Raw genomic sequence first — 25881 nt, 5'->3', positions numbered from 1 at the left:
TTTAAGCGTTTATTAAATTTGCTTTTCTTTCCTTAGAACGATATGCCGCTACTAAAGCTATCACGAATGTGACCGAAAACGCAAGAAGCGCATTTCCGAATCCGCCGAATACACTTACCAGACTTCCCACAAAAAACACGGCTGTGGCTGTAAAGAAACGCCCCACATTGAAACAGAAACCTGTTGCTGTTGCTCTGATGCTCGTTGGGAATAGCTCGGGTATATAACTTGATAAAGCTCCCTGGCTAATACCGAAGCACAATGCCAACAGAGCGGCTTCGGCATAAACAATTGTGCTGAAAGTTTTATTAGTCAGAAAAAGCAGGCAGCATGCTCCGATACAACCGATAAAAGTAAGCATCAAAGTTTTACGATTACCGATTGAGCGAATCAGAAAACCTGAGATAACTCCTCCGATGATTCCTCCCATGCCGAGCAGCATCATGGTTATTCCTCTTTCTTTTTGTCCGTCCTGTCCGACAGGTAAAAGCGTCTGAACCCAGGTAGGTAGCCATGAGAAAATCCCCCATAAGCCAATCAGTACTGCGCCGAAAATCATTGAGCCTGTTACCAGATTAGGCCGGTAGTCCTGATTGAACAAATCACCAAAAGGATTCTTCTGTACCTTCTGGATGTTCTTCCATTTTGGAGACTCAGGTAATAGCAGGCCGATCAGAACTGCCACTGCGATTGGTATCAGTCCAAGCCAGAAAGCCTGACGCCACTCTGAAAAAAGTACGTTCAAACCTCCGGAGGCAACTATACCTACCGGAAAAGCAACTGCCAGAATACCTACTATAACCGGTCTGGTTTTCTCTACCCATATTTCAGATATATAGACCGTGCTTACCAACAGCACCCCTCCTACACCCATACCTGAAAAGAAACGGTATACCATCAGTAAATACCAGTTGGGTACAAAAACTGTAAGCAATGTTGCTATTCCATATAAGCCTGTCACAAAGGCAAGCACCTTTTTGCGGCCAATCTTATCACTAATTATCCCGAAAAGAATACCCCCAATCATCCAGCCATATAACGAAACTGCACTGATATATGCCCCTACTTCTCCTAAGCGTGCTTCGCTTACTTTTTCCTGAAGCAGTTCAGGAACAGCAACCGGCAAATACACCGACATCAGCGTGGAAACAGTCCCTCCGAAAGCATAGCTAATCAGGCAAAGAATAAATGCCAATACTCTGTTTTTGGGAGACAGAACTTCTTGTGTCGGGTTATTTTCCAATTTTTATCAGGTTTTAGGGTTAATATCAGTATCAGGCTTCAGATACCATCGATTGATGTCTGGTTCGGGTATCGTATTTAGAGCGGTAATATTCCAACAGAATAACCGGCAATACATAGTCTCCCATACGCTCAATTGTTTCAAAAATATCTCTCGGGTTGCCTACAATCGGGAAGAGTAACTCAAAGCCCAGTTTATAAAGGCAAATAAATACTAACAGCCCCTGAATACGCGGCTTAAGCAATACCAGAAATGCAAGTGCAATCTCAACCAAACCAAATATCTGTAAATTCAAGCCTGTCATGGGTAAACCGATGCCCGTCATGTTTTTTATTAGCGTAGGGTGGTTCATGAATACAGCCAACCCACCATGACCAGCCAAAAGGCTGAACAAACTGAACCGAGCCACCCATTCTATCAGGTTCGCCTGTTTAAACGACACCGCCGATAGTGGTTTCAGTTTCTCAAACCATTGCTTACCTGTAGCAGGCAAGCCATACAGTAACAGGAACATAATCGGAACTCCGAAATTACCGGCACGCTCAAAGAATTCAGACATCCCCATACTGGCCGACGGCCGCAACAGGGCTGTAAATACTGTCCAGAAAGATGCCCATAACAACAATGCTCTGTTCGGATAAAAGAATACAATAAGACCAATAAGGATGTCCATCGTTCCAACAAGTGGCATGAAATTATACGCCATCGACTCATTGATAAAGAATACCTTAAAGAATGGCACCCAGCCTTTCTTTAAAACAAGCCCCCAAAAGCCGTGTCCTACAAAACAACCAAACACTCCGAAACGCAACCAGAAAAACAACTTTTCTTCAAAGGAATGTCTGGTTGAAAACGGGTTAATCCAAATTGAATTCTTTGCACTCATCATCTTTTAAAATAGCATAAGCCATTAAATTGCCTTCACCTCAGGCGTAATACAAATAGGTATTTCTTTATTTTTTCCTTCAAAATTAAGGGTTTTGATACTAATTTCTTCCATATCATTGCTACCCTCTGTAATTTTAAGGAACTGGTTAGGCTTTATATTTCTGAAAGTCTGTTTTTCATTAGTGCCCGGCCATGTAATAGAAACTTCATCAATCATGGTAGCCTGACCTATGCCGATTTCTCCTCTTAATGATGACGAACCGAAGCTACCTCCTGAGTACACGTCACGGTAAACTGAACGACGGACACCATTTTCTTTGAAAGTAACTTTAATTCTTGCACCAATTGCCAGACGGTTACTGGTTTTCCCCTCCAGTTTCAGTTTCAGCCAACGGTTATTGTTCTGCCCGGGGTTCAGGTACAGTGAATTATTATAAGCATCGCCCGGATAAGCCCCTCCTACTTCAATGAAAATATCCTGGTCTCCATCATTATCAAGATCAGAAATACCTACCGCATGACCCTTTTGAAGGTTACCTACACGTGCTGAAATGGTTACGTCAGCAAATCTTTTCCCTTCTATATTCTTGAACAATTTATTCGGAACCAGCGACTGGTAATCAGGATTGCCCGTGCCCAGATACATGTCTAAAAAACCGTCATTATCAATATCTCCAAAGTTAGAGCCCATTGCAAAAACGCTATGGCTGATACCTGTTTCTATCGATACATCTTTAAACGTGCCATCATGATTGTTTCTGAACAGATACATTTTACTTCCTCTGTTTGGTATGCCCAATGCATCAGTAGCAACTGAGTATGCCATCGAGCGGTCAACTTGGTATCCGCAAACAAATATGTCGAGCCAGCCATCGTTATCGTAATCCCAGAACCAGGTCGGGAAGGTGAAATGTTTCAATTCACTTAAACCTGCAGCCTGCGTAACATCTTCAAATTTTATTTTACCATTTTTCTGTATACCCTTATTTTTCAGAAGCACTTTAGTTTCCTGATGCGTCGAGATAAATATATCCTGCCAGCCGTCGTTATCGTAGTCACCGGCTGTTACTCCTTTTATAAACAAATTTATATCGCATCCGGCATCAATGGTTATATCGGTAAACGTGCCGTTTTTATTGTTTATATACAATTCGCAGCCGTGCATCACGCCCATATTAGCAGTTTCATTGCCTATGAATAAATCCAGCCAGCCATCGTTATTGAAATCTCTCCATACGCCTGCCTGGGTTGGGTGCAACGAAAACAATCCGCTTTCTACCGTTACATCGCTAAAGGTTCCGTTACCGTTATTTTTAAGTAAAGAATTAGGTTGCTGACCAAATGGGTCAGGCATCCAGGCTCCTCTCAAAACAAAGATGTCCATAAAACCATCGTTGTTGTAATCGGTCTGTATAATATTCAATCCACCCTTGAATTTCGACAGTCCTGATTTTTCTGATACGTCAGTGAACGTATTATCGGCATTGTTTTTAAAATAGTGCATAGACCCGTCCAGTCCCATGTCAGAATTAACGATGTCGAGATACCCGTCATTATTGAAGTCTTCAAGAATAGTACCGCCTGCTTTATTCTTTGTGTTCAGATGTAGATCAGGCGCCACATCAACAAAAGGTTTTACAGCTATGCCCGACATATCCTTGTCCAGATTCGGAATCAGAAATTGAGCAGGTACTTTATCCGGATATTCGCCTATCGTCATATAGGCCATATTCAGCAACCATTGCGATTCATAATCGGTAGGGTTTCTTGAAAGAATTGCCTGATACACCTCAATGGCTCTGCGCGAACCCGTTTTTTGTTTATGTATGCCACTATTCACAATCGGAATAACGCAAGATTCTGCCGTATGATTATTCACGCAATTCTGGCGTTCAGCCAATCTCAAATTGGCAATTCCCAGACTTATCAGGGTTCTATCAGCATTCCCCTGAAATTTCGTTAAAGCCACAGGCATAATTTTCTCTAGTAAGGTCACAGCTTTTAATTCTTCACCATTTTTTAAGTAAGAATTGGCTTTATAAAAATCTGTAATGAAGCTCTTGTAAGGGTCCCCATTAGAAATGGCCTCAATCGAGTCATAAAAAGCAATTTCAGCTTGTGGGTAAAACGGATTTGTTTTTTTAAAATTATCTTTATGAATTTGTGCTAATACCTTAACCATCTTCTCACTTCCATCACTTCCACAAGAAAAAACAATCGGACTGATTAAGAACAAAACCCAATATTTCAATTTGCGCGATGCTATTTGTAAAAGTTTCATTGTTAAGTATTTTAATATGATTATTGTGGGATACACAAGTTCTCACCGGTGTACCCCATTTCTGAATTTATCGCAATAATTCATCAAAGTTCAGACTAACGTAATACAATCCGCCAACAGCAGGTGAGCCATAAGCTTGTACTATGTATTTGTTAGTAAGGTTTGAAGCTCCTAACTTGATAACCGATTTGATGCTTGGCACTTTGTAACTCACCTGTGCATCTAACAAGCTATACGCGTTGATTTTGCCCGGATACATCGCAGTAAACGTGCCGTACCAGTCAAAAGCACTTTGCCAGTGCCATGCTACATTAAAGCCTAATTTATCTGTCAGTTTAGGGTTACCGAACACCACATTGGTTTTCCATGTAGGTGTATTGAACGCCGGAATATTACTCGGATCTGCATCCATCAGATTGAAATCGATCCAGGTAACGTTGGTATTCAAGCGGTAGCTTTTAGGGAATAAATAAGATAAGCCTGCGCTCACCCCTTGTATTGACACCTTATCGGCAGCATTGGTATATAGCTGGAACGCCTGCGTTTTACCGCCCAGAATATCGCCCGCAGCAGCAGGGTTAATAGAGCCGTCTGGTAAGAGAACATTATTATCAGGGCGGATAACCACAGTGTTAATAATGAAGTCTTTATACTGGCTGTAGTAATAATTGATATCAAATAATACTTTCTGGCTGAATACACCTTTATATCCCACCTCAAAACTCTGCACTTTTTCAGGCTTAATATATGGCACGTTCGATTTCACCAGTTTGTCTTTGTTGTTTGCAATGGCAGTCGGGAACGGAACTCCCTGGCCTAACTGTGCTCCTGCTGCACTGGCAAATGCTCCTACCGAAGCTGCAGTGAAAGAGTTTTCGTAGGCGTTCATGCCGACAGAGTTAACAGGTGCACCACCAAGAATAATAATTGGCCCAACATTCAGTTTAATGTACTGATCACCGATAACAGGATTACGGAAACCTGTCTGATACGATGCTCTGAAGTGGTTGTTATCGTTCGGAGAGAATACCGCTGAAGCTCTTGGAGTCATACGACCATCGAAGTTCTCATTTTTGTCGTAACGGCCCGATAGAGTAATTTTCAACTTATTACTCAACAAAGATTTTGAAGCCTGAATAAACGCACCGAATTCGTCGTTTGTCAGGTTTTTGCCTTTATCATCAAATAAGGTTCCTTGTGTATCCAGATAATACTTTCTGTAGTTGGCACCTACCTGCACATTCACAACTTTCAACAATTGGCTGAAATCATACATACCTTCGATGTGTTTCAAACCGCAACGGCTGAAAATACCTGCACCACTTAAACCTTGTGTATGAATCAGCTGGTCTCTGGCTGCATCAAATGCGGCTGTACCCGGCAACAATCTTCCCTGGTCAGCAAAAGCGCGTGCCGCTGTATGATTTTGGCCGCTTACCCCATTAACGGTACCTTTGTAGGCAGCCGAATAACGTTGAAACCATGCAGCATCGGCTTGTCCGGGTGCTACAGTATTACCACTCAGGTCTTTTACCCACAAGCGGTTAATCAACTGGCCTAAAGAGCGGCTGTTATACGAATCTTCCGAATCTTCCTGATTTGAATAGGCTCTTACATAAAAATTGCTACCCTTCAACTCCAGACGATGTTGCATCAGGTGAAAGTTATTAATCACAAAACGGTTACTACCTGTGTATTGTGCAATACCCTGGCTGTAATTAGCCTGATAGATGGCTTCCAGATTGTCGGTAATACGGTAATGTAATGCGGCATTCATTTTAAAGCTATAAACACCGTATTGTGCTACGTCTTTTTCTTCATAACCGGTTCTTGATACACGACCAATACCTTCAATTGTCTGCGCTACTTCATCGCCATAAATATTCAAAGCATTTTTACCGGGGTTATTCGGCCCACGGTTAGCCACAGGTGTATTCGGGTCAATATCTGTATAATCATTGGCGTACCAATCAGTACCTGTCAGATACGCCAGGTTTACTTTAAATGCAAACTTGTTTTTGTACGCTTTGGCATAACGAACAGCCAGATCGTAGAACGGCTTAGCGCCAAAGCCTGTACCATCATTCAAATGGTTTACTCCAAATTTGGTTTGCGCACTTAAGCCCTGATAATCAAATGGGTTTTTAGTACGTACCTGCAGCATTCCGTTGAAAGCAATAGGGCCATACAAAGCTGAAGCAGCACCGGGTATCAATTCAGTGCTTTCTACGTCAATATCATGCGGACCATGAAGGTTACCCATGGCAAAGCCTAGCCCGGCAGACTGGTTATCTACACCGTCAACCAATTGTAAAAAGCGGCTGTTGCCGGTTGTATTAAACCCACGGGTATTAATTTGTTTGTAAGTTAAGCTACTGGTCACCAGGTCAATTGATTTCATGTTGAGCAAAGCATCGTAGAAATTAGCAGAAGGAGATTGCTGGATACTTCTTGCGTCCATCTTTTCGATGCTTACCGGCGACCGCAGAATGCTCTCTTCAATTCTTGAAGCCGATACTACTACCTGGTTCAGGTCTTCAGCCGCGGCTTTTAATGAAATGTTCAATGGAGATTCGCTCGAGACAGTTATTTCCTGACGCTCATACCCTACCATAGAGATGACGAGTGTAGTCGGAATTGTAGTACTCAGCTCAAAATTACCATTGGCATTAGTGATAGTTCCTGCTACTTTCCCTTTCAGGGAAACCGAAACACCAATGAGTGGTTTTTGATTTTCAGCATCTGTAATTTTGCCCGTAATAACACTTTTCTGGGCAAATACACTTGCTGAAATAAACAGTAATGAGATTATACAGGTAAAAATATTTTTCATTATAAAGCCTGGTTAAAATAGAATTAGATTCATTAATTGTGATCTTAATCTTTCTTCAGATGGTTGTAGCCTTGCGGCAAACGTGTATAGCCATGGTTAACTATTCTTTCACCTAAATACTGATAAAATGAGGGGTCGCTTGGTGTGACACTTGCCAGGCCGTCAACATAGCGGTTGTATAGACAAAAAAGTGCGGCAATGAGTACAGTATCATGTATTTCCATATCTGTAGCTCCTTGCGTTTTGGCATTGGCTATGGCTTCTGGTGTAACGCTTTTTCCGCTTTTCTGAACCATTTTTGCAATGGTCAATAAGGCTTTCATTTTATCACTTACCGGAGCATTCTCTAAATCATGCTTTACCAATTCGCAGGTTTCAGATTCGCCTAATAGTCTGTCAGCCGCTGCAGTGTGCGCAGCCGTGCAGAACCGGCACTCATTATTGTGCGATACTATGGTGGCTATTAACTCTCTTTCGCCCTGAGTCAATGAACTGTCACCTCTCAACAGAATCTGTGTCAGTTCACGAATAGGCGCTGCGGTATCCTGGCTGAACTCCAATAGACCCGTAATGCCGGGCAAATGGTCAGGAAGTGATATATGAGGCATAATTTTAGACAATAACAATGATGACCGGTTGCTTTTAACCGATGTCAGTGATGATAAATTGAAAATCAGGGAAAAACGAACAGAACAAATCTGTTTCTCTTAGCGAGGTCGATTATAACCTAAAAAGGCCATTTTCTCTCCCATTTCACGATAAGCTTCGTTTTCTTTCGGAGCCCACGTGCCTAAGCCGTCCACATAGCGATTAAACATACAAAATGCTGCCGCAATCAATACCGAATCATGAATTTCTTCATCGGTTGCTCCCTCTTTCCGAGCTGCTTCAATCTCTGCTTCCGATACATGCCTGCCACCTTTTTGAACCTGGGCGGCAATGTTCAGCAAAGCTCTCAATTTGGGAGAAATCTCTGTTTGGGCAAAATTTTGTTTGATATCATCTATTATATTCAAATCACAGCCTAAATGTGCTGCTGCCGCTGCGCCATGAGATGTATGGCAAAAATGGCAGTTATTCAGGTGCGAAACATAAGAAGCAATCAATTCGCGCTCACCACTTGTTAAAGTAGACGGCCCGCGTAACAGGGTTTCCGCTAAATTTAATAGCGGTGCGGCTGTACGAGGATTATTGGTCAGAAGTCCGGAAATACCCGGAAGCTCCTCATTCAACAATTTGATATGCGCCATAATCAGAATCGATAAGCGTAGGTTGCCGTAATCAGATAATCAGCAAATGCAGCATCGCCATGTTTTTTACCCGCCGGGTCTTGCATGTCGCTCCACGATTTGATACGATTACGAACAACTGCATACGGTACACCAAAAATAAAAGAATGGTGATGCGTATTCAGTATAACACTTGGTTCGATTGAAACGATGTAGCCCGGGCGTCGGTTGCCTTCGCTATTGCCGATACGGTCAATAGCAGGTAAACCTTCTACTCTGCCGCCCAGTGCAAATGAGATTCCTTGTTTAGGTAGAACTGAATAGCTCAGACCCGCACGACCTGCAAACTGGTCGGGCACTGAAAACCCTGTAGCAGGATTGACTGTTTTAGGACTGAACATGTAAAACCCGTTATAGTAGACAGAGGCATTTTTGAATACAGACTGGTAACCTTGCACCTCAATGCTATATCCCCAGCCGCTATCGCCCAATTGCATTGACTGGTCAAGGGCTTTGCGTTGAATGTATTCTTTTTTGTTTTTGTCCAATTTATGGAAGTCTCCCTGCACATTGGCATCGCCTGTTGGCGCTTTAATTCCAACTCCGATAGCCAGGTTTCCTTTGATATGGGTAGCCGGATTGAATAACCAATAAGTAGCCGAAACACGCATATCGCCTACTCCTTTTGAATACGTATGGAAACGCTTCTGCTCAGGATTTGCCTCAACAGAATTACCATAGTGCTCATAAAGCGACGAACGGTCATTATCAATGAGTGGTACATTCAAGGCAAAACTCAGACGCGGATTCACCGCATAACTCAAGCCAAAATCAAAAGCATGAGAGAAGTTAACTACCTGAGTTCCGTTTTCAATGCGTTCTTTTTGCTCTTCGGTTCCCACAAAGTGACGGAACGAATGCAAATAACGATAGGCTGCTGTGAACTGAAACTGCCCGCCTTTCATCATTGATGCAGTGCTGTTGGGATTCCCCGTTGTTGACGCCATGTGGCGCACAGCGATACAACCCTGCGAAAAGCCCTCGATTGTTCCCAATAGCATAGCTAACGAGAAAAAACAATATATTTTTTTCATTGATAATACGTTAATTAAGTCTGATTAAATCTAACCGCATCAGGATTATAGCCCTGAACCATCTGCCTTACCACGGGCAATCGCATACTGGCCGATTTTTTTACCGTGGTCCAAACCAACTGAACAATCAAAGCGATAATGAATTAATCCATAGACTCTTGAATTAGAAGCTTCCTGCGCCATCGCAGTCAACTTTTCAGCTTCAGACGGGAAGATTGAACCCAATACAAATGCTGCAGCTCCCGAAAAAGTAGAGTGCCCCGAGGTGTAAGACTGGAAGTTAGGTAAACCTACTGAGGTTTTTACACCAAACTGCTGCGGACGAGGATAGTAATAGTAGTTCTTAACGTCCCAACAAGCAATAGCGGCATCCATTTCAGCGGTACCAAGCAAGGCTAAAGTACGGGCAGTAGCCAATTCGCTGTATTTATTCTGGAAACACAAATTAGCAGCCGCTCTGTGCCAGTGACCCGGAGGTGTGTAACTTCCGGCACCGTCAGCCCAGTAATTGGCAATACGTGCCTGTTCGCGTGTCTGCTTTTTATCTATCGCTTTTAGTTCATCAAGATCTTTTTTAAACGCATCACTATCCAATGCCGGCGGTGGGCCTGGGCGCATAGCTATCATAGTGGCCTTGTCAAAATTCCAGGGTAACACCGCACCATAATTTGGTAACATAGGCGGGCGAGCCGGAAGCTCCTGACTTAACCATTCTGATTTTAAGCCCTGTGCTTTAGCATTAGCAATTGCCGCAGCGTTCACCGCCTGGTTATTCGCAGCTCCCATTCCGTCGGCTCTTGCTCTGGTCATTACCTTACCTGCTACTGCTTTACCAAGCGTTTCGCCAGCCGAAATATCTGAATCTACGTTCATTCCGCCCCAGATACGAGCATTTTTTGCTTCAGCCAGTTTGGCGTCCAACAAAGGCACTTCACCCGGAAACATCGCTACTAATATGGTATACGAAGCGGCTGCAACAACTGCATCTTCAGATGGATACGAAGGCAATTCAGAAACAGGCAATAAGGTAGAAACCGCCGCATCTGTCTTAGACGGCGCCTTACGGTTATACTTGAATTTGTAATTCCACGTCGCTACCAGTGCATCATATTGTGCTACACTTAAGTAAGCTAAAGCACGTGATGTATAAGGGGGATTGGCAAAGGGAAACTTAGGATCAGCCAATGGGTTGGCTGCATCAGGTACAGGATACTTGCCTTCTGCATTTGAAGCCGGAGGAATATTATAGCGGGCAGCTAATTCGCGCGCTATTTCATTCCAGCGATATACGGCACCTGCTCCCCAATAGGCTATTGCCTTTTTGTTCTCAGGAGTGATGGTCGATACCGTGGTTTTCAATTTGGCAATTTCTGCCTGATACTCTGCCGAACCGGCTGCTTTTGGTTCTGCCACAGGGAATTCCTCTGCACTTGCGAGCATGTAGGTTTTCCATGTACCGCCCTTTTCATCCAGCTTTGTCGGAATGTACGCCTCTCTCAGTGGTTCTTCCAAATCTTTGTTACAAGATGAAACAACCAAACTGAAAGCTAATAAAAGTATAAGTGATAAATGTATTTTTTTCATATTACAGCCCCGTATTCAACATTCTGAACTGCCCGGGAAAGCCTATTTTCTGTGATTAATCTTTTCTACAATTTTTATTTTTTTGACGCCTGCTCAGCTTTACTTTTGAAATTAATCTGATACAAGAAACCTGCTGAAACAGCAGTGGACTGACCCACGTTTTCACCGGCTATTACTCTTCTTACCATTACGGTAAACCCAATGTTTTTAGGTTGATATTTTCCATAAAACCCTACACCCGTCGACTTCATGTTATTAGTCGGGAAAGGCATATCGTTTCTACGGATGTAGTCACCACCAACACAGGTATTCTTATCAATGAAAAGTTCTGCCTGAATACCTTTTTTGTAGTAACCTGCACGAGCGGCTACATCAGTAGCATTCGGCATTTTTACTTCATTGGTATTGTATACTCTGTCATCTGCCTGATACGCATCTCTATCTAATTTTATATTACTGCGGAAAACGTAAGTTCCATGAGCAGTAATGTAAAAACCAGAAGTATGTTTATAGTGAGCAATTAAACGTGCTGAAGCTGTTTTGGATTTTAAACCAATTGACATCGGCAGGAAATCAGGTACGTAGTTACTAACCGGTAATGAACCACCCACTACCCCATGTAGCGACAGACCGTTGGCCGATTGAACAAGGTTATATTTTAACCATACAGATAAATCCTGCACACCTTTTTGTCCCATCAGATTCCCCGCGCTGGTTTTTGTCCATACATAGGGTACTCCGGCAAGAACATTCAATTTTTTTGTAATCCCGTAAGCTATCATTGGCATAACACTCTGTGTAGTGTGGGTACCAATATTAAAATTTTCACGTTTAAACGTATTCTCCCAATATTCATTCCACTGGCTATTTGTATAAGTTGCAGCTATACAAATAGAATTTTTGTTCATATAGATCGCATCATGAGGCATTTGTGCATGAGCATTGAAAACAGCACCACATACCAGCACAAGTATAAACTTGTAGAGTAATTTCATTTTTAAAATAGTAAAGTTATTAGTTAAAAACAGTCTCAATGTAAATTGATGGAGTTATTCAGCTACTCAACTAAAGCTTATGCAACAGATTATTGGTCTTTACACAGGCATTGAGTTTAACTATGGCAACTCACAACAAAAAGAGTGTTGATTTAGCGGATTTATTCATCAATTGGCCTGAAAAATGCATAATGCGTCGTATCCAAATGATAAAAAAGTAGAAAAGATTTATTTTATACTAAATCCGGGGGGGGGGAATGTATTAATAACGTTGCGGCAGGAATAATTTCCTGATATGTGTAGATTTTTAACGGGAGGTCTTCAACCCAAAAGTAGACAATAGTACTACTGTTGAACTGAGTATAATCTTTAGTAAGATTCTTAAAGAAATTAAGCGCTTTTTTGCCGGGGCTGGTTGGTTCGTCATTCACATGTTTTTTTACCTGTTGCAACAGACTGAAAACATTTTCGCGGCTGGCATTTTCTTTTTTGCAATACGTGTAGAGGGTATCGCTTTCAAATTTGCGCTGATAAGTACGAAAAAAGTCACCTTTGAAGATAATCAGACCATCGGTTTCTTCTGATTCGCTCCAACTGGCCAGATAAGGAATAGCCATCGGAACTTTCATAACCAAATGCTCTCCGTTTTCTTCAAAAAACACATTGGGTTGCACCATGCGTTGCTCTTGCCATTTGTCCATTATCAAGACAAATGTTGAGCCCAGCATATTACAAACCAGTAATATTAAGAGAGATATGGACGCGACTCTTTTCAGTAGTAATTTTCGTTCATGCAACAAATTAATTAAATAAATTGAAGTTTTCCAACAACATTTTACATTTTATTAATTTTTGGCAAAGAAATATTTTTCTTAATAGCCCATGTTCGTATGCCGAAAATGCTTAATACTGTTATGGTATCAATTAACTCGGCAGAGAGGTTTAGCCGTTGAAGCAGAAAGAATAAGCTGCCTCCTATAATACAAACAGTAGCATATAATTGACCTGTTCTGAAAAGCGCCGGAATTTCGTTCAACACAATATCTCTTATAACTCCGCCAAAGCAGGCAGTAATGGTTCCTAAAATAATGCACGATGGTATATTCAACTGCACGGCTATGCCCTCTTGTATACCCCGAAGTGCAAAGAAACCTAACCCAAGCGAATCAAAGAAAGTAAGTGTTTTATCTAAATGATCAATTTTACTTCTGAAAACAACAGTAACCATAGCCACAACGGCAATGAGCACAATAATGGACGAATCCAGTATCCACCTCACAGGCAAATGCCCTATCAACATGTCACGGATGGTCCCTCCGCCAACAGAAGTAACAAAGGCAACTACCAGCAGGCCAAAAATATCCAGATTTTTGCGCATGGCAGCCAAAGTACCCGATGCAGCAAAGGCTATTGTTCCTCCAATATTAATAAAAGTGAAAAATTCCATCAGTTTTTATTAGTTTTGGAACAAAAATAAGAGTAAAAACGTCAATTTTACGTTTTCTATTAAATTAGCTGCATGCGCATAGATCAGGATACCGTTCAGCAAATCATTCAGGCCGCAGATATTGTAGAAGTGGTGGGTGATTATGTTTCTCTCAAAAAACGGGGAGCAAACATGATAGCCTGCTGCCCTTTTCATAACGAAAAGACCCCTTCGTTTTCAGTGTCTCCGTCTAAAGGTATCTACAAGTGCTTTGGTTGTGGTAAAGCCGGTGATTCGGTAAGGTTTGTGATGGATATTGAAGGCATTGGCTACCCTGAAGCGCTCAAGCATCTGGCTAAGAAATACGGTATTGAAGTAGCAGAAAAAGAATACACGAGTGAAGAGCAGCAAACACAGAACGAAAAGGAAAGTCTCTTCATAGCCTTAGAATTCGCCAGTAAATATTATCAGGACCAACTCTGGAAAACACCCGAAGGAGAAAGCATAGGCCAGAGTTATTTTAAAGAGCGGGGTTTTAATCACCAGACTATCAAAAAGTTTGACCTGGGTTACAGCCCGGACGGCAGAGATACATTTACCAAACATGCGCTCAAAAACGGATTCTCGCTTGATATTCTTGAAAAAGCAGGATTGAGTATTCTCAAAGAAGGCAAAGAACCGATTGACCGTTTCAGAGGCCGGGTGATTTTCCCGATTCATAATATAGCAGGCAAACCCATCGCTTTCGGAGCAAGGATTCTGAAAAAAGACCCGAATTCTCCGAAATACCTGAACTCGCCCGAGACGGCCGTTTACCACAAAAGCTTTATAGTATATGGTATAGCACAAGCCAAGAATCCCGTCAGACAGGAAGAGAACTGTTATCTGGTTGAAGGTTATACAGATGTGGTTTCGCTGAATCAGGCCGGGATTGAAAACGTAGTGGCTTCGTCGGGCACTTCTCTTACCAAAGAACAGATTCAGTTAATCAGACGGTTTACAGATAACATTACTGTTTTATATGACGGCGATGCCGCCGGTATAAAGGCCTCACTACGTGGGATAGATATTATTCTGGAAGAAGGACTGAATGTGAAAGCAGTGGTTTTTCCGGATGGAGACGACCCCGACAGCTTTGTTCAGAAAGTAGGCAGCCAGGCTTTTAAAGACTACGTAAAAAATACCCAAAAGGATTTTATACGTTTCAAAACCGAGATTTCGCTCAAAGATGTAGGCAATGATCCTATCAGACGGGCAGAACTCATAAAAGAACTGGTAGAAACTATTTCTAAAATACCCGATTCCATCAAGCGTTCGGTATTTTACAAAGAGGTGGCTTCTTTATTAAGTATTGATGAGCACATTCTGATCACCGAGGGCAATAAGATATTTCAGAAGAAAAGACACGATTCTGAAAGAGACCGACAAAGACAGCAAAGAACGAATCCGCTAGATGATATTAATGTATCGGTGCTTCCTACGCCAGATCAGATTCAGGGTTTTGAAGAGACTGACAAAAAGGTTCAACGAAGTGTAATTTCTTATCATGAAGAAGAATGTGTAAGGCTACTGGTTTGCTATGGCAACCATGTACTTGAAAGAAACGAAGCAGAGAATATTGATTTTACGCTGGCAGATTACATTTTTAACGAAATACGCGATATAGCATTTGAAACGCCATCGTACCAGAAAATACTTAACCTGTGTCAGGAATTTCATCAAAGAGGTGAAATACTCACCTCTTCCTATTTCACCAGCCATCAGGATACCGCCATTCAGGCGCAAAGTATTAACTGGCTGTCTTCGCCGCATCAATTGAGCGAGAACTGGGAAAAGTTTGAAATATTCGTACCTCTGGAAAGCGATAAATTGTCTGAAATGGCCTATACCAATATACTCAGGCTGAAGAAGAGTCGTTTCGAAGCTGATATGGAGAAACTCAACAATGAACTTATCATTACCGAATCGTTTGAAACACAGGAACAGATTCTGATGAAAATGATGGAACTGAAAGATGTGATAAAAAAAATTGCAGCCTTGCTTGGTACAGTCGTGCAGGGGTAATACATTCAAGCCATGATAAAAGATATAGATTTTTCGCCTGAATTTGAGTTTGCTACCTCCAGAAGTAGTGGACCCGGCGGGCAAAACGTAAATAAAGTTGAAACCAGAGTAGAACTGCGATTCAATATTGCAACATCGAACCTACTGACAGAAGCTCAAAAACAAAGACTTCTGGAAAAGCTTTACAACCAACTGGTGCAAGAATCGGTCTTATTGATTAGTGTACAGGAAAAACGCAGCCAGTTGCAAAATAAAGAGTTGGCCGTTCAGAAGTTTTATAAGGTTATTGAAAAAGCATTGCACCAACCTAAAAAGAGACTTGCCACCAAACCTACGGGAACGGCAGTTGAAAAGAGATTGAAGTCGAAAAAAATTGACTCAGAAAAGAAAGCAACCAGAAATCTGAAGATAGAATATTAAAGCCTGGAAAATTCCCGCGGTAATTGTGCAGGGGATTAAATATGATTCACAACCAATATCCTAAAGACTGATTCTTTTTCCTTGAAAAAATTCAGACAACCACCGAATGAAAAAAATAATCATTTACTTCTTTATTGCCCTCTTTTTAAGTTCTTGCGACTGGTTCAATAAGCCAGACCCTTCCCCACAACCAATATTGCTTCCGGAATATGAAGATGTTCCTACTATGGGTGTATTACCTAATAATATTGCAAATGAGGCGTCGGGCGTGTGCGACAGCCGCAGCATGCCGGGCAATGTATGGGTGCAGGAAGACGGCGACAATCCGAACAACATCTATTTATTCTCTCATCTGGGGCAATATAAAGGAAGCATCGCAATGCCATTCCCTAACCGCGACTGGGAAGATATTTCTATAGGACCCGGCCCTGAAAGCGGCCAGAACTATATTTATCTGGCAGATATTGGCGATAATCTGGCAGTATATGATAACAAATACTATATCTATCGTTTTATTGAACCACAATCTTTGCAGCCTTTCGCAAATTATGACCGTATCGCTTTTCAATATCCTGATGGCAGCAGGGATGCAGAATGTATATTGATTGACCCTGCCACTAAGGACATTTACATTGTTTCCAAGCGGGAATTTAACGTGCGCCTTTATAAGCTGCCATATCCGCAATCGGTTTCACAGATACAAACGGCTGAGTTTATTCAAAGCATGCCCTATCTGGTTATTACAAGCGGGGGGATATCGCCGGATGGAAAAGAAATTGTAATAAGAAACTATGATGTTTTATATTATTGGTACAGAAAAGAAGGTGAAACGATACCTCAAACGCTTTCGCGCACAAGAGATAAACTATTGCCTTATGTAAAAGAACCCCAAGGTGAAGGTTTTTGCTTTGATAAAGATGGTAAGGGGTATTTTACCAATAGTGAGCGGCCGGATGGTCAATCGGCTACTTCCTATTTGTATTATTTTGCCAAGAAAAAATAAATGCTTTTCAAAACAAAGCGCCACTATCTTATATATAATGATAGTGGCGCTTTGTTTTATAATAGTCAAACTATTTACTAAAGAATAAACTGGCTCAAATCTTTATTTTTCACCAAGCCAGATAATCGCTCGTTAACCGTTTCTTTTGTAATAATAATTTTTGCATTTGCCCCTATTTTATCGGGTACATCAAACATGATTTCGTTCAGCAAATGACTCATAACTGTTTGCAGTCTTCTTGCACCTATATTCTCCACTTCGCTATTGGCATGAAAAGCTATGCGGGCAATCTCTCTGAGTGCTTCGGTATCAAAACTCAGGCTTACTCCCTCGGCTTCAAGCATGGCTTCATATTGTTTTGTTAAAGCATTTTTCGGAGTCTGCAGAATCTGAAAGAAATTCTCTTCTGTCAGGCTTTCCAATTCAACTCTTATCGGGAAACGCCCCTGTAACTCAGGAATCAAATCTGATGGCTTAGCTACATGAAAAGCCCCTGCCGCCACAAAAAGTATATGGTCTGTTTTGACCGAGCCGTGTTTGGTATTGACGGTGCTTCCTTCTACAATGGGTAACAAATCTCGTTGCACACCTTCACGACTTACATCCGGCCCTCCGGACTTGCCACTTGACGAAGCAATTTTATCTATTTCATCTATGAAAATAATCCCCAGATTCTCTGCTTTCCAGATGGCCTCGTCTTTTACCTCATCCATATCTATTAATTTCGCGGCTTCCTCGTCCAACAGTATTTTTCTCGCTTCGGCAATACTCACCTTTCGTTTCTTGCCTTTTTTGGGCATCATCCCTCCTATCATGTCCTGCAGGTTCATCATCGAAACATCATCTATTGGCCCACCCATTACACCAATATTAGGCATACCGTTGGTTTGCACATCAATTTCTATCTTCCGGTGGTCAAGGTCGCCGTTTTTCAGTTTTTCTCTGAATGCCTCACGCGTTTTTTCGTTCAACAGGTGCTCGGTATTCTCTTCTGTTTCCTGTTTTCTTGTCTCCATCGAGAACCCTACTTCTTTTTTATCCTTTACCGGCGGAATCAGAATATCCAATAATGTATCTTCTACGGTATCAAGCGCTCTGGCTTTTACTTCTTCTTTTTTGGCGGCTCTTACCATATTGACAGACTGCTCCACCAGGTCTCTTACCATACTTTCGCAATCACGACCTACGTAACCTACTTCTGTAAACTTTGAGGCTTCCACCTTGGTAAACGGCGCATCGGCAATTTTGGCCAGCCTGCGGGCAATCTCTGTTTTACCAACACCGGTGCTACCTATCATCAGAATATTATTGGGAATTATCTCGGGTTGCATTTCCTGGCTAGCGTTCATCCGGCGCCAGCGATTCCTCAACGCAATTGCTACATTTCTTTTCGCATCCTTTTGTCCAATAATATATTTATCGAGTTCCTGAACTATTTGTTGTGGGGTAAGATTTCCTATTATTTTCGCCATTGAAGATAAGCTTTATGTGATTAAGTTTGTTGTAATATCTAACCGTAGTGTTGCAAATTTAGTTTTCATTCGGTCTAAAACAAATTCGCCCTCTGTTTTTATGACAGGTGGATAATGAGATAGACGAATACCTTTTTACAATCTGGCGCCTGAGTAATTCTGTCATTAAGTTCTTCTGAATAATATTTTTCGTGTCAAATCAATAGTATTCTGTCAATAAAAGAAAGTATTACTGGTACTTATGAAGTTCATTGATGCAGACAGACCAATGATTTATGAACTTAATAATATTTTTTATGTAAATCTTACAAAATTTATTAAGCAAACAGTTTTTTTTGTAAGTTTGAACTCAATATCAAGCGTAAAAAATAAACTCAATAAATCGTAGAATCTCCTTAGATTTTACTACACTTTTTAAATCTAATTTTCACTATTCAACTCTTCGATAATGCAAAACAAAAAGACAACGAACAGAAGGGATTTTATTAAAAGCGGTGCGGTAGCCGCCGGTGGATTCTTTATTGTACCTCGTCATGTATTAGGTAAAGGTTTTCTTGCACCGAGCGATAAGCTTAATATTGCTGCTATTGGTGCCGGCGGTAAAGGTGGTTCTGATATTGCCAACGCTTATAACAACGGTGTGAACAATGTTGTTGCGCTTTGCGATGTAGACATGGCTCGTTGCAAAGGCAGCCTTGACAAATTCCCGAACGCTAAGCGTTACAAAGATTACAGAGTAATGTTGGAAGAAATGAAGGGAGATATTGATGCCGTTACAATCTCTACTCCTGACCATCAACATGCGGTGGCAGCTATGGCAGCCATGTCATTGGGCAAACACGTGTATGTTCAAAAACCATTGACACACGATATTTACGAAGCCCGTAAACTAACAGAAGCAGCAAGAAAATACAAGGTAGTTACTCAGATGGGTAACCAGGGTGCCTCAAACCCTACACAAAAAGTAATGATGGAATGGCTTGATAAGGGCACTATCGGAGTGGTAAAAGATGTACACATCTGGACAAACCGCCCTGTATGGCCACAAGGCAGCCCCGCACCGACTGATAAACCGCCGTTGATTGAGTCGATGACTCCTCAAGACTGGGATTTGTGGGTTGGTACTGCTTCATGGGTTGACTATCACCCGCTTTATCACCCATTCAAATGGCGTGGTTGGTGGAATTTCGGAACCGGTGCTTTAGGCGATATGGGTTGTCACTTGATTGACCCTGCGTTCAGAGTATTAGGTCTGGGATACCCTACTGAAATTGAATGTAGCGTTGGACAGGTATTCCTGAAAGACTGGAGCCCTGAATATAACCCTGAAGGTTGCCCTCCGTCATCAAGTGTTCAGATTAAATTCCCTGCTACCAAACGTAATAACTCACCTGTTACTATGTATTGGACAGACGGCGGTATTCGTCCGTTCCACCCTGAGTGGATTCCGGCTGATGAACCATTAGCTGAGGCTGATAGCAGCAACGGTGTATTAATGATTGGCTCTAAAGGTGTAATGACCTGCGGTACTTATGGTAATACTCCTAAGATTTACCTGAAAAGCGGTGAGAAGATAGACATCACTCCGAAACAAGATCCTAACGCGAAACCGCTACCAGAGCATGGTCACCAGGCGTCATGGGCAGAAGCCTGTAAAAAAGGCTTTAACAGCAAAGAGCATAAAGGTCTTTCTTCGTCGTTCGATTACTCAGGCCCATTGACTGAAACAGTATTGATGGGTAACCTGGCTATCCGTAGCTATAACCTGCGTAAATCTAACGGTAAAAACGGTTTCAACTACGACGGACGTAAGAAACTACTTTGGGATGGTACTAACATGAAGATTACTAACTTTGATGAGGCCAACCAGTTTGTACAACGTCAATATCGTGAAGGCTGGAAATTAGTGTAAGATTTTTCAGCTTTGTTTATAGAAGAAAAACCTGCCTTACGAGGCAGGTTTTTCTGTTTATTACAATTGAGCCATCAATTCGAAATCTTTCACCCGGGTCAGATACAGATAATTAAGCAATAGCGCATTACTGTTATTGATCAGCTTATGCCCCTGTGCAAACGGAACTATATGCGTAGTAATACGCTCAAATTCATAGTCTGTGCCCATTTCTTTTTCGTTCAGTTCAGCAATCTCTTCGGCCGACATCACCAGCTCGCAATAATATAAGTATATGGCTTCATCGCTGGTGCCTGTGCTGGGGAATACCCGCTTCTGTGGTGTTACATCAACCAGTTGGTCTGTACTAATTGATAGTCCGGTTTCTTCTTTTACCTCCTGCACCGCTATCACCAACGGTGTTACAGTTCCATCCACCATACCTGCCGGGTGCTCGAAGGTGAAGGCACCTTCGGCAATGCGGCGTTGCTTTACCAGAAGCAGGTATTTCTCTCTCGTATTTTTATCAATCAAACATACCAATACACACACTACTTCTCCTTTCAGAAAACAGATAGGTGGTATTTTATCTCCCTCGGGCGTTTCGGCATCAAGCATCAGCAGAGAAAAGAGGATTTCGCCATTATAGCGGTATCTTGTATAGTGTTGTTCTATTCCGTCGATTTTTAAACCATTTGCTATCAGATTATTCTTCCAAATCTTAAATTTGTGTGCATCTTCAAGTTTTTCGTTTGTCATTTTTGGGTATTTATATTTTTTGCAAAAATAGTGGGTGTATGAATGAGAGTATAGGGAAATGCACAATTATAATTAATATTGGAAATGCTTATCATTAATAAAGACTTAAAGATATATATCACATTGAGGTAAACAGCTTTATCAAAAGACAAAAAAGGACTTCCTATTTTAAAACAATAAGAAAATGCTGAACCATATAATAATTTGTTTATCTCTTGTATTCGTTTCTTGCAATTCCACTTATAAGCAAGAAATGGGGAGAAGTAATAACAAATCAAATTTCGATACAATCTCAAGAGACACGCTGATTATATATGACATAGAGGGCATTAGCACGGAGGGTGCAGAATCTAAAGTAAATTATGTAAAAGGCAAAATAACTAAAAGCGTTACAAATATCTTTGGAGAAACAGGTAAAGCTACAATAGTCTATGAATTCGATACAGATAAAATCAAAGTTTTGGAAACTAAATATTCTTATAAGACGGAACTAATAAATGTAAAATCAGATAAAGATATACAGCTAGACTATACAATAAGCTACTTTATTGATTTTAAAGGCAAACATATAGGAAATAAAATATTAGATAGAATAGACATTTTTGAAGAGTTCAAAAAAACCGTTCCGTTTGAATTGAAATAATAAAAAGCCTTTTTCGGCTAAATATTTCAAATTTAATCGCTATGTCAAGCGTTCTCAGAACGCCCGTTAGAGAATAATACTTCAATTGCATTTGGCTTAATAAAGCGCAATCACTTCATGAATCAAACCACAGGAAAATACATAATTATCATTGGCGGTGTCGTTATCATAATCGGTATTATTATATATTTCTTTGCCGACAAGCTACATTGGTTGGGACGGTTGCCGGGCGATATCCGGTATGAGAATAGCAACACCCGTGTTTATTTTCCTATCGTAACCATGATTCTGCTTAGTTTGCTGCTGAATCTTATCATCTGGCTGGTAAAGAAATTTTTATCGTAATAAACGTGCAACCAAATAAAATTTGGTTTCGTCTGTATTAACAGTTACATGAAGTAAATAGATTATTAACGCTAAAAGATGAAAAGACGCTACATATACCTGCTTTTGGCAGGCTGGGTTTTCTCAGCTTGCGACAGCGTGAAAGATCTTCAGCCGGCACTTGATCTAAACGAAGCCGTACCTCAGGTAACTGTGAACGCCATCAAACAGGAATTCCCCGAAGCAACCCAGATAAAATTCTCAACCCTTGAAAAAGACAGACTATGGGAGTCGAGTTTTCAAAACAGGGTTGACAGGATGTCGGCCATTGTCAATAACGTCGGCAAAATAACTGAAGCCTATAAAATAAGTAACACGATACAACTGCCTGAAAATGCCAAAACGTATCTGGCAAATAATTATCCGGGTGCAGTTATTAAAAATATATGTCAACAACTGGCGCCCAATAGTGGGTCTGTTATAGGCTATAAAGTAATTATTACACTTACTGATGGGAAGCAAGTTGCAGTAATCTTTGACGCAACTGGTACTTTGATTTTAGTAGCTGCGAACGACAGGCCAGGCCAACCACAACCGGTAAGTACAGGAGCGGGAGTTCCTAAATTCTATTTTATAGATGAAGACGATTTGCCCGACGCTATAAAGGTTTATCTCAATTCTAAACATCAGGGCTACACTTTCGTAAAAGCGGCGGTATCTGTTCAGACGAGTAATAAGTTGTATTCGGTAGTAATATCAAAAGACCTGACAAGTTTTGAATATTTGTTTGACGAGAAAGGCAATGTACTAAGAACCGGCACATTGGGTATAGCCGTGCCATTCAACAAATTAGAATACAGACCTTTGCTATTAACTGATTTACCACAATACATTAAAAACAGTTTAAATCTGAATTTTGCCAATTGGGCATACGAAAACGGTATTGTGTTTTCAGAAAATGGGCAATTACAAGGGTATTTTATTCTGGTGACTTCAGACAAAAAGCAATTTTCATTACAATTTGACGCCAAAGGAGATTTTATCAGAGGCGGCCAGGTTTGTGGGCCATTGGGGGCATCAAGCGGGAAATACGAAATAAAAGCCATTCAACCAAAAGACCTGCCTGAGTCTATCACCACTTTTCTTACAAACAGACATCAGGACTTCAGTTATATCCAGACCTCGCTTATTAATGATAAAGACAAGAAAATCTACTGGGTAGCTATTATCAGAGATAACTTCGTGTTTAACTATTCTTTTGACGACAAGGGCAGGATAATCAGCCTCGTAGAAAGCCTGCTGAAATTAAGTCCGGGCAAGGCTGTAGCCAGATTTATGCAGGAAAATGAGGTTACAGGTAAAATAAAAGAGTATCTGAATACTTTTTATCCGGCATGGGTATTTCAGGCCGGTATGATCAATTTCGTTGACAATCAATTGTTTTCATATATAATTGTCATTAAAGTGGGCAGTGATGTTTACATTCTAAGCTTTGACGACAACAGCAATTTTGTAGCTGCACGAAAAGGATAAACCCTTTTTAAACAGCAATTACCGGGGCAATTAATACTAGCCTATTTAAACGTTATTACTAGAAACACTGCAATCCCTTTTAGAATGCCCAGTGAAATTGACTTAGTACTTGGATGCCAAAGGAACGATCCCAGAGCTCAGGCCGCCTTTTATAATTTATATAAAGGTCGGTTGCTGGGTGTTTGTCGTCGTTATGCGCGCACAGTTATGGAGGCAGAAGATATTTTTCAGGAAGCCTTTATTAAAGTTTTTAATAAGATTCAGGATTTGCAGAAACCTGAGTCGGTTGAATATTGGGTAAAATCGCTGGTTATCAGAACGGCCATCGACCATTACAGACAAAATTCGAACGAAAGACAGTTTGTTGATTACCATGTGCTGGAAGACACCAGCAATTCAGATATAAGTGCGATATCACAATTAGGGCATGAAGAAATAGTATCAATAATTAATGAACTTTCAGACGGATATAGAATGGTTGTAAACCTTTACCTGATTGATGGCTACGAACACAATGAGATAGCCAAAATTCTGGGAATTTCAGAGGGCACCTCAAAGTCTCAGTTATCAAGAGCCAAAGTGCATTTAAGAAAGAAGCTCATTGAAATGGGCGTAACAGTTTAAGAATAATTTTCAATTTATTCCCTCGGGGAATACAATATGCAGTCAGAAGAAGAAATAAAAAGAAAGCTGTCAGAAAAATTCAACAGCTATGAGTCTGAACCCACGAAAGAATCATGGGAGAAGATTCGTACGTCTATACAGCTTTCTCAGATGTTTCAGGATTACGAGGCCAATCCACAGGAGGAATCGTGGGAGAAAATCCGTGCTGGCATAGACATTGTCCAAAGAATGCAGGAGTATGAAGCCGAACCTCAGGAGGAATCGTGGGAGAAAATCCGCGCGGGTGTTGAGTTAGTAGAGAAATTCAAAGATTATGAGGCCGAACCACAGGCCATCAGCTGGCTTAAAATACAAGAAGCTGTTCAGCCCAAAAAGCGCCGCAGAGGCATTTTCATTCCTGTATTCTACAGAGCCGGAATTGCAGCAGGTATAGTGCTACTTTTGGGTAGCTTGTGGTGGATACTTAATACCCGTGAAACTGCAAGACTGACAACAGCCGATTCTACACCTAAGAAACCATCAGCAAATAACTCAGCTATAAATCAGGCTAAGAATAATACCAAAGTCACAAGCCCGGCATCAGAAATAATGTCTGCTCAAAAGACCGATGCTATTGATGGTGGAGTGAATAATACTGTTGCTTCTTCTATTTCTAAAGAAAAAGGAGGTATTTCAAGTGCAAGCTCTCAAAACAAAACAGATTTGCACCAGCCTCAAGTAAAAGGAGAAGTTTTGTTAGCAGCGAGTAAGGCAGACAGTGAAATTAAGAATGACAAGCTGCCTGAATTGGTGAACGCCAGCCCATCAACCGGGATATTGGCCAATACTTCTGCCACTAACGAAACACCTGGTACATTAAAAGGGAAAGGTTTTTATCAAAGACCAATCCGTAAGCCATTTAATGCCATTGCTTATAATATCGAAAAACCGTATCAGGAGAAAGAACCAAGAGTACACCGCGATATTGTCTTTAACGCAAGCCTGATGCCATTGCAGACTTATCAGGCATTTACCATCCTGCCACAAACGAATACTTACATTCAGCAGGTAGGTCGGCTGGATGCCATAGACAATCAACGGTTGGGCATCCAACTGCGTGCAGGGGCTATGAAGCCCCTGTCGAATCGATTTGCTATGGGAGTTTCCGCAGCTTATACAGGTTTACAACAATGGGCTAATTATGAACTCAACAATGGTGACTATGAAGTACAAACCGGTGACAACGGCTCATATACACTGGTAGGCATAGGAGAGTTGGTTTCGCAGAAACAATTCCTTCAAACAGTGGGTTTAAAGCTCGACAACGCTTATCTGGTAAGTCGTAAGAAGAATGCGGTATATGCCATCGCAGGAGCAGAGGCTGTGCATGTACTTACCAATAAAGACTTTGGCTATTATGTAAATGCTTCCATTGGTGTATCATATCCTATTAAAGGCGGGAAATCCCTGTGGATCGAACCATCATTCAGATACAGTCTTTCACAATCTGCCGACGCCAATAATTATCTGAAGATCCGGCCATACAATATAGGGCTTAATATCCGGGTCAATTTCATTTAATAAAATGATTTGATA

Annotated in this window: 22 protein-coding genes; 9 read left to right on the top strand and 13 right to left on the bottom strand. The window is 41.2% G+C overall.

The genetic code is table 11. The features are described from left to right. Position 1: 1 nt before the first annotated feature. From AC1RRY_RS04750 to AC1RRY_RS04700, 11 genes are all read right to left on the bottom strand, one after another. The gene (locus tag AC1RRY_RS04750) at positions 2-1243 is read right to left on the bottom strand and encodes an MFS transporter (protein ID WP_492817760.1); all 1242 of its coding nucleotides are present in this window, start codon (positions 1241-1243) and stop codon (positions 2-4) included. A gap of 31 nt (positions 1244-1274) precedes the next feature. Further along, entirely contained in the window at positions 1275-2132 is an 858-nt protein-coding gene (locus AC1RRY_RS04745) for a hypothetical protein (protein ID WP_492817761.1), read from the bottom strand. Between the two features lie 21 nt (positions 2133-2153). Continuing rightward, entirely contained in the window at positions 2154-4412 is a 2259-nt protein-coding gene (locus AC1RRY_RS04740) for a CRTAC1 family protein (RefSeq protein WP_492817762.1), read from the bottom strand. Between the two features lie 67 nt (positions 4413-4479). After that, on the bottom strand, positions 4480-7245 hold the full coding sequence (locus AC1RRY_RS04735) for a TonB-dependent receptor (RefSeq protein WP_492817763.1): 2766 nt from the start codon (positions 7243-7245) through the stop codon (positions 4480-4482). A gap of 44 nt (positions 7246-7289) precedes the next feature. Further along, on the bottom strand, positions 7290-7853 hold the full coding sequence (locus tag AC1RRY_RS04730; protein ID WP_492817764.1) for a carboxymuconolactone decarboxylase family protein: 564 nt from the start codon (positions 7851-7853) through the stop codon (positions 7290-7292). 99 nt (positions 7854-7952) lie between these two features. Next, positions 7953-8495 carry a carboxymuconolactone decarboxylase family protein gene (locus AC1RRY_RS04725; RefSeq protein WP_492817765.1) on the bottom strand — a complete coding sequence of 181 codons (543 nt, stop codon included), beginning with the start codon at positions 8493-8495 and terminating at the stop codon, positions 7953-7955. A 2-nt stretch (positions 8496-8497) separates the two neighbouring features. Further along, positions 8498-9568, bottom strand: coding sequence for a hypothetical protein (locus tag AC1RRY_RS04720; protein ID WP_492817766.1), 1071 nt, complete (start codon positions 9566-9568; stop codon positions 8498-8500). Between the two features lie 45 nt (positions 9569-9613). Continuing rightward, positions 9614-11152: a vanadium-dependent haloperoxidase gene (locus AC1RRY_RS04715; protein WP_492817767.1), complete on the bottom strand. Its 1539-nt coding sequence runs from the start codon at positions 11150-11152 to the stop codon at positions 9614-9616. Positions 11153-11226: 74 nt separating this feature from the next. Beyond that, positions 11227-12147, bottom strand: coding sequence for a hypothetical protein (locus tag AC1RRY_RS04710; protein WP_492817768.1), 921 nt, complete (start codon positions 12145-12147; stop codon positions 11227-11229). Between the two features lie 233 nt (positions 12148-12380). Further along, positions 12381-12848 carry a hypothetical protein gene (locus AC1RRY_RS04705; RefSeq protein WP_492817769.1) on the bottom strand — a complete coding sequence of 156 codons (468 nt, stop codon included), beginning with the start codon at positions 12846-12848 and terminating at the stop codon, positions 12381-12383. Positions 12849-12982: 134 nt separating this feature from the next. Beyond that, the gene (locus tag AC1RRY_RS04700; RefSeq protein ID WP_492817770.1) at positions 12983-13594 is read right to left on the bottom strand and encodes a trimeric intracellular cation channel family protein; all 612 of its coding nucleotides are present in this window, start codon (positions 13592-13594) and stop codon (positions 12983-12985) included. Positions 13595-13666: 72 nt separating this feature from the next. Here AC1RRY_RS04700 and dnaG point away from each other — a divergent pair, with 72 nt between their 5' ends. From dnaG to AC1RRY_RS04685, 3 genes are all read left to right on the top strand, one after another. Beyond that, positions 13667-15637 carry a DNA primase gene (gene dnaG / locus AC1RRY_RS04695; protein WP_492817771.1) on the top strand — a complete coding sequence of 657 codons (1971 nt, stop codon included), beginning with the start codon at positions 13667-13669 and terminating at the stop codon, positions 15635-15637. 12 nt (positions 15638-15649) lie between these two features. Beyond that, on the top strand, positions 15650-16057 hold the full coding sequence (arfB, locus tag AC1RRY_RS04690) for an alternative ribosome rescue aminoacyl-tRNA hydrolase ArfB (RefSeq protein ID WP_492817772.1): 408 nt from the start codon (positions 15650-15652) through the stop codon (positions 16055-16057). 106 nt (positions 16058-16163) lie between these two features. Continuing rightward, positions 16164-17060, top strand: a complete 897-nt coding sequence (locus AC1RRY_RS04685; protein ID WP_492817773.1) for a PE-PGRS family protein — start codon at positions 16164-16166, stop codon at positions 17058-17060. A gap of 77 nt (positions 17061-17137) precedes the next feature. Here AC1RRY_RS04685 and hslU read toward each other — a convergent pair whose 3' ends face one another. Continuing rightward, a complete protein-coding gene (gene hslU / locus AC1RRY_RS04680; RefSeq protein ID WP_492817774.1) occupies positions 17138-18532 on the bottom strand; it encodes an ATP-dependent protease ATPase subunit HslU in 1395 nt (464 codons plus the stop codon). Between the two features lie 448 nt (positions 18533-18980). Here hslU and AC1RRY_RS04675 point away from each other — a divergent pair, with 448 nt between their 5' ends. Further along, positions 18981-20444, top strand: coding sequence for a Gfo/Idh/MocA family protein (locus AC1RRY_RS04675; protein ID WP_492817775.1), 1464 nt, complete (start codon positions 18981-18983; stop codon positions 20442-20444). A gap of 60 nt (positions 20445-20504) precedes the next feature. Here AC1RRY_RS04675 and AC1RRY_RS04670 read toward each other — a convergent pair whose 3' ends face one another. After that, the gene (locus AC1RRY_RS04670) at positions 20505-21182 is read right to left on the bottom strand and encodes an NUDIX domain-containing protein (protein WP_492817776.1); all 678 of its coding nucleotides are present in this window, start codon (positions 21180-21182) and stop codon (positions 20505-20507) included. A gap of 184 nt (positions 21183-21366) precedes the next feature. On the opposite strand from AC1RRY_RS04670, the gene AC1RRY_RS04665 reads away from it, so the two are divergent. The 5 genes from AC1RRY_RS04665 (at position 21367) to AC1RRY_RS04645 (ending at position 25866) form a co-directional block, all read left to right on the top strand. Beyond that, the gene (locus tag AC1RRY_RS04665) at positions 21367-21825 is read left to right on the top strand and encodes a hypothetical protein (RefSeq protein WP_492817777.1); all 459 of its coding nucleotides are present in this window, start codon (positions 21367-21369) and stop codon (positions 21823-21825) included. Between the two features lie 117 nt (positions 21826-21942). Beyond that, complete coding sequence (locus AC1RRY_RS04660; protein WP_492817778.1) at positions 21943-22170, top strand: DUF2905 domain-containing protein; 228 nt, start codon at positions 21943-21945, stop codon at positions 22168-22170. A 78-nt stretch (positions 22171-22248) separates the two neighbouring features. Beyond that, positions 22249-23682 (top strand): PepSY-like domain-containing protein, encoded by a 1434-nt coding sequence (locus tag AC1RRY_RS04655; RefSeq protein WP_492817779.1) that lies wholly within the window; start codon positions 22249-22251, stop codon positions 23680-23682. Positions 23683-23766: 84 nt separating this feature from the next. Next, positions 23767-24306, top strand: a complete 540-nt coding sequence (locus AC1RRY_RS04650; protein WP_492817780.1) for an RNA polymerase sigma factor — start codon at positions 23767-23769, stop codon at positions 24304-24306. A 36-nt stretch (positions 24307-24342) separates the two neighbouring features. Next, positions 24343-25866 carry a hypothetical protein gene (locus tag AC1RRY_RS04645; RefSeq protein WP_492817781.1) on the top strand — a complete coding sequence of 508 codons (1524 nt, stop codon included), beginning with the start codon at positions 24343-24345 and terminating at the stop codon, positions 25864-25866. Positions 25867-25881 lie beyond the last annotated feature (15 nt).

Source organism: Emticicia sp. GW821-FHT11C11 (assembly GCF_058808615.1).
The sequence above is the reverse complement of the archived record's forward strand: the minus strand, read 5'-3'. Positions and strand labels throughout refer to the sequence as shown.

Coding starts and splice junctions, on each gene's coding strand:
- AC1RRY_RS04745 (WP_492817761.1), bottom strand. CDS start 2,132: ATGATGAGTGCAAAGAATTCAATTTGGATTAACCCGTTTTCAACCAGA.
- AC1RRY_RS04740 (WP_492817762.1), bottom strand. CDS start 4,412: ATGAAACTTTTACAAATAGCATCGCGCAAATTGAAATATTGGGTTTTG.
- AC1RRY_RS04735 (WP_492817763.1), bottom strand. CDS start 7,245: ATGAAAAATATTTTTACCTGTATAATCTCATTACTGTTTATTTCAGCA.
- AC1RRY_RS04730 (WP_492817764.1), bottom strand. CDS start 7,853: ATGCCTCATATATCACTTCCTGACCATTTGCCCGGCATTACGGGTCTA.
- AC1RRY_RS04725 (WP_492817765.1), bottom strand. CDS start 8,495: ATGGCGCATATCAAATTGTTGAATGAGGAGCTTCCGGGTATTTCCGGA.
- AC1RRY_RS04720 (WP_492817766.1), bottom strand. CDS start 9,568: ATGAAAAAAATATATTGTTTTTTCTCGTTAGCTATGCTATTGGGAACA.
- AC1RRY_RS04715 (WP_492817767.1), bottom strand. CDS start 11,152: ATGAAAAAAATACATTTATCACTTATACTTTTATTAGCTTTCAGTTTG.
- AC1RRY_RS04710 (WP_492817768.1), bottom strand. CDS start 12,147: ATGAAATTACTCTACAAGTTTATACTTGTGCTGGTATGTGGTGCTGTT.
- AC1RRY_RS04705 (WP_492817769.1), bottom strand. CDS start 12,848: ATGGACAAATGGCAAGAGCAACGCATGGTGCAACCCAATGTGTTTTTT.
- AC1RRY_RS04700 (WP_492817770.1), bottom strand. CDS start 13,594: ATGGAATTTTTCACTTTTATTAATATTGGAGGAACAATAGCCTTTGCT.
- dnaG (WP_492817771.1), top strand. CDS start 13,667: ATGCGCATAGATCAGGATACCGTTCAGCAAATCATTCAGGCCGCAGAT.
- arfB (WP_492817772.1), top strand. CDS start 15,650: ATGATAAAAGATATAGATTTTTCGCCTGAATTTGAGTTTGCTACCTCC.
- AC1RRY_RS04685 (WP_492817773.1), top strand. CDS start 16,164: ATGAAAAAAATAATCATTTACTTCTTTATTGCCCTCTTTTTAAGTTCT.
- hslU (WP_492817774.1), bottom strand. CDS start 18,532: ATGGCGAAAATAATAGGAAATCTTACCCCACAACAAATAGTTCAGGAA.
- AC1RRY_RS04675 (WP_492817775.1), top strand. CDS start 18,981: ATGCAAAACAAAAAGACAACGAACAGAAGGGATTTTATTAAAAGCGGT.
- AC1RRY_RS04670 (WP_492817776.1), bottom strand. CDS start 21,182: ATGACAAACGAAAAACTTGAAGATGCACACAAATTTAAGATTTGGAAG.
- AC1RRY_RS04665 (WP_492817777.1), top strand. CDS start 21,367: ATGCTGAACCATATAATAATTTGTTTATCTCTTGTATTCGTTTCTTGC.
- AC1RRY_RS04660 (WP_492817778.1), top strand. CDS start 21,943: ATGAATCAAACCACAGGAAAATACATAATTATCATTGGCGGTGTCGTT.
- AC1RRY_RS04655 (WP_492817779.1), top strand. CDS start 22,249: ATGAAAAGACGCTACATATACCTGCTTTTGGCAGGCTGGGTTTTCTCA.
- AC1RRY_RS04650 (WP_492817780.1), top strand. CDS start 23,767: ATGCCCAGTGAAATTGACTTAGTACTTGGATGCCAAAGGAACGATCCC.
- AC1RRY_RS04645 (WP_492817781.1), top strand. CDS start 24,343: ATGCAGTCAGAAGAAGAAATAAAAAGAAAGCTGTCAGAAAAATTCAAC.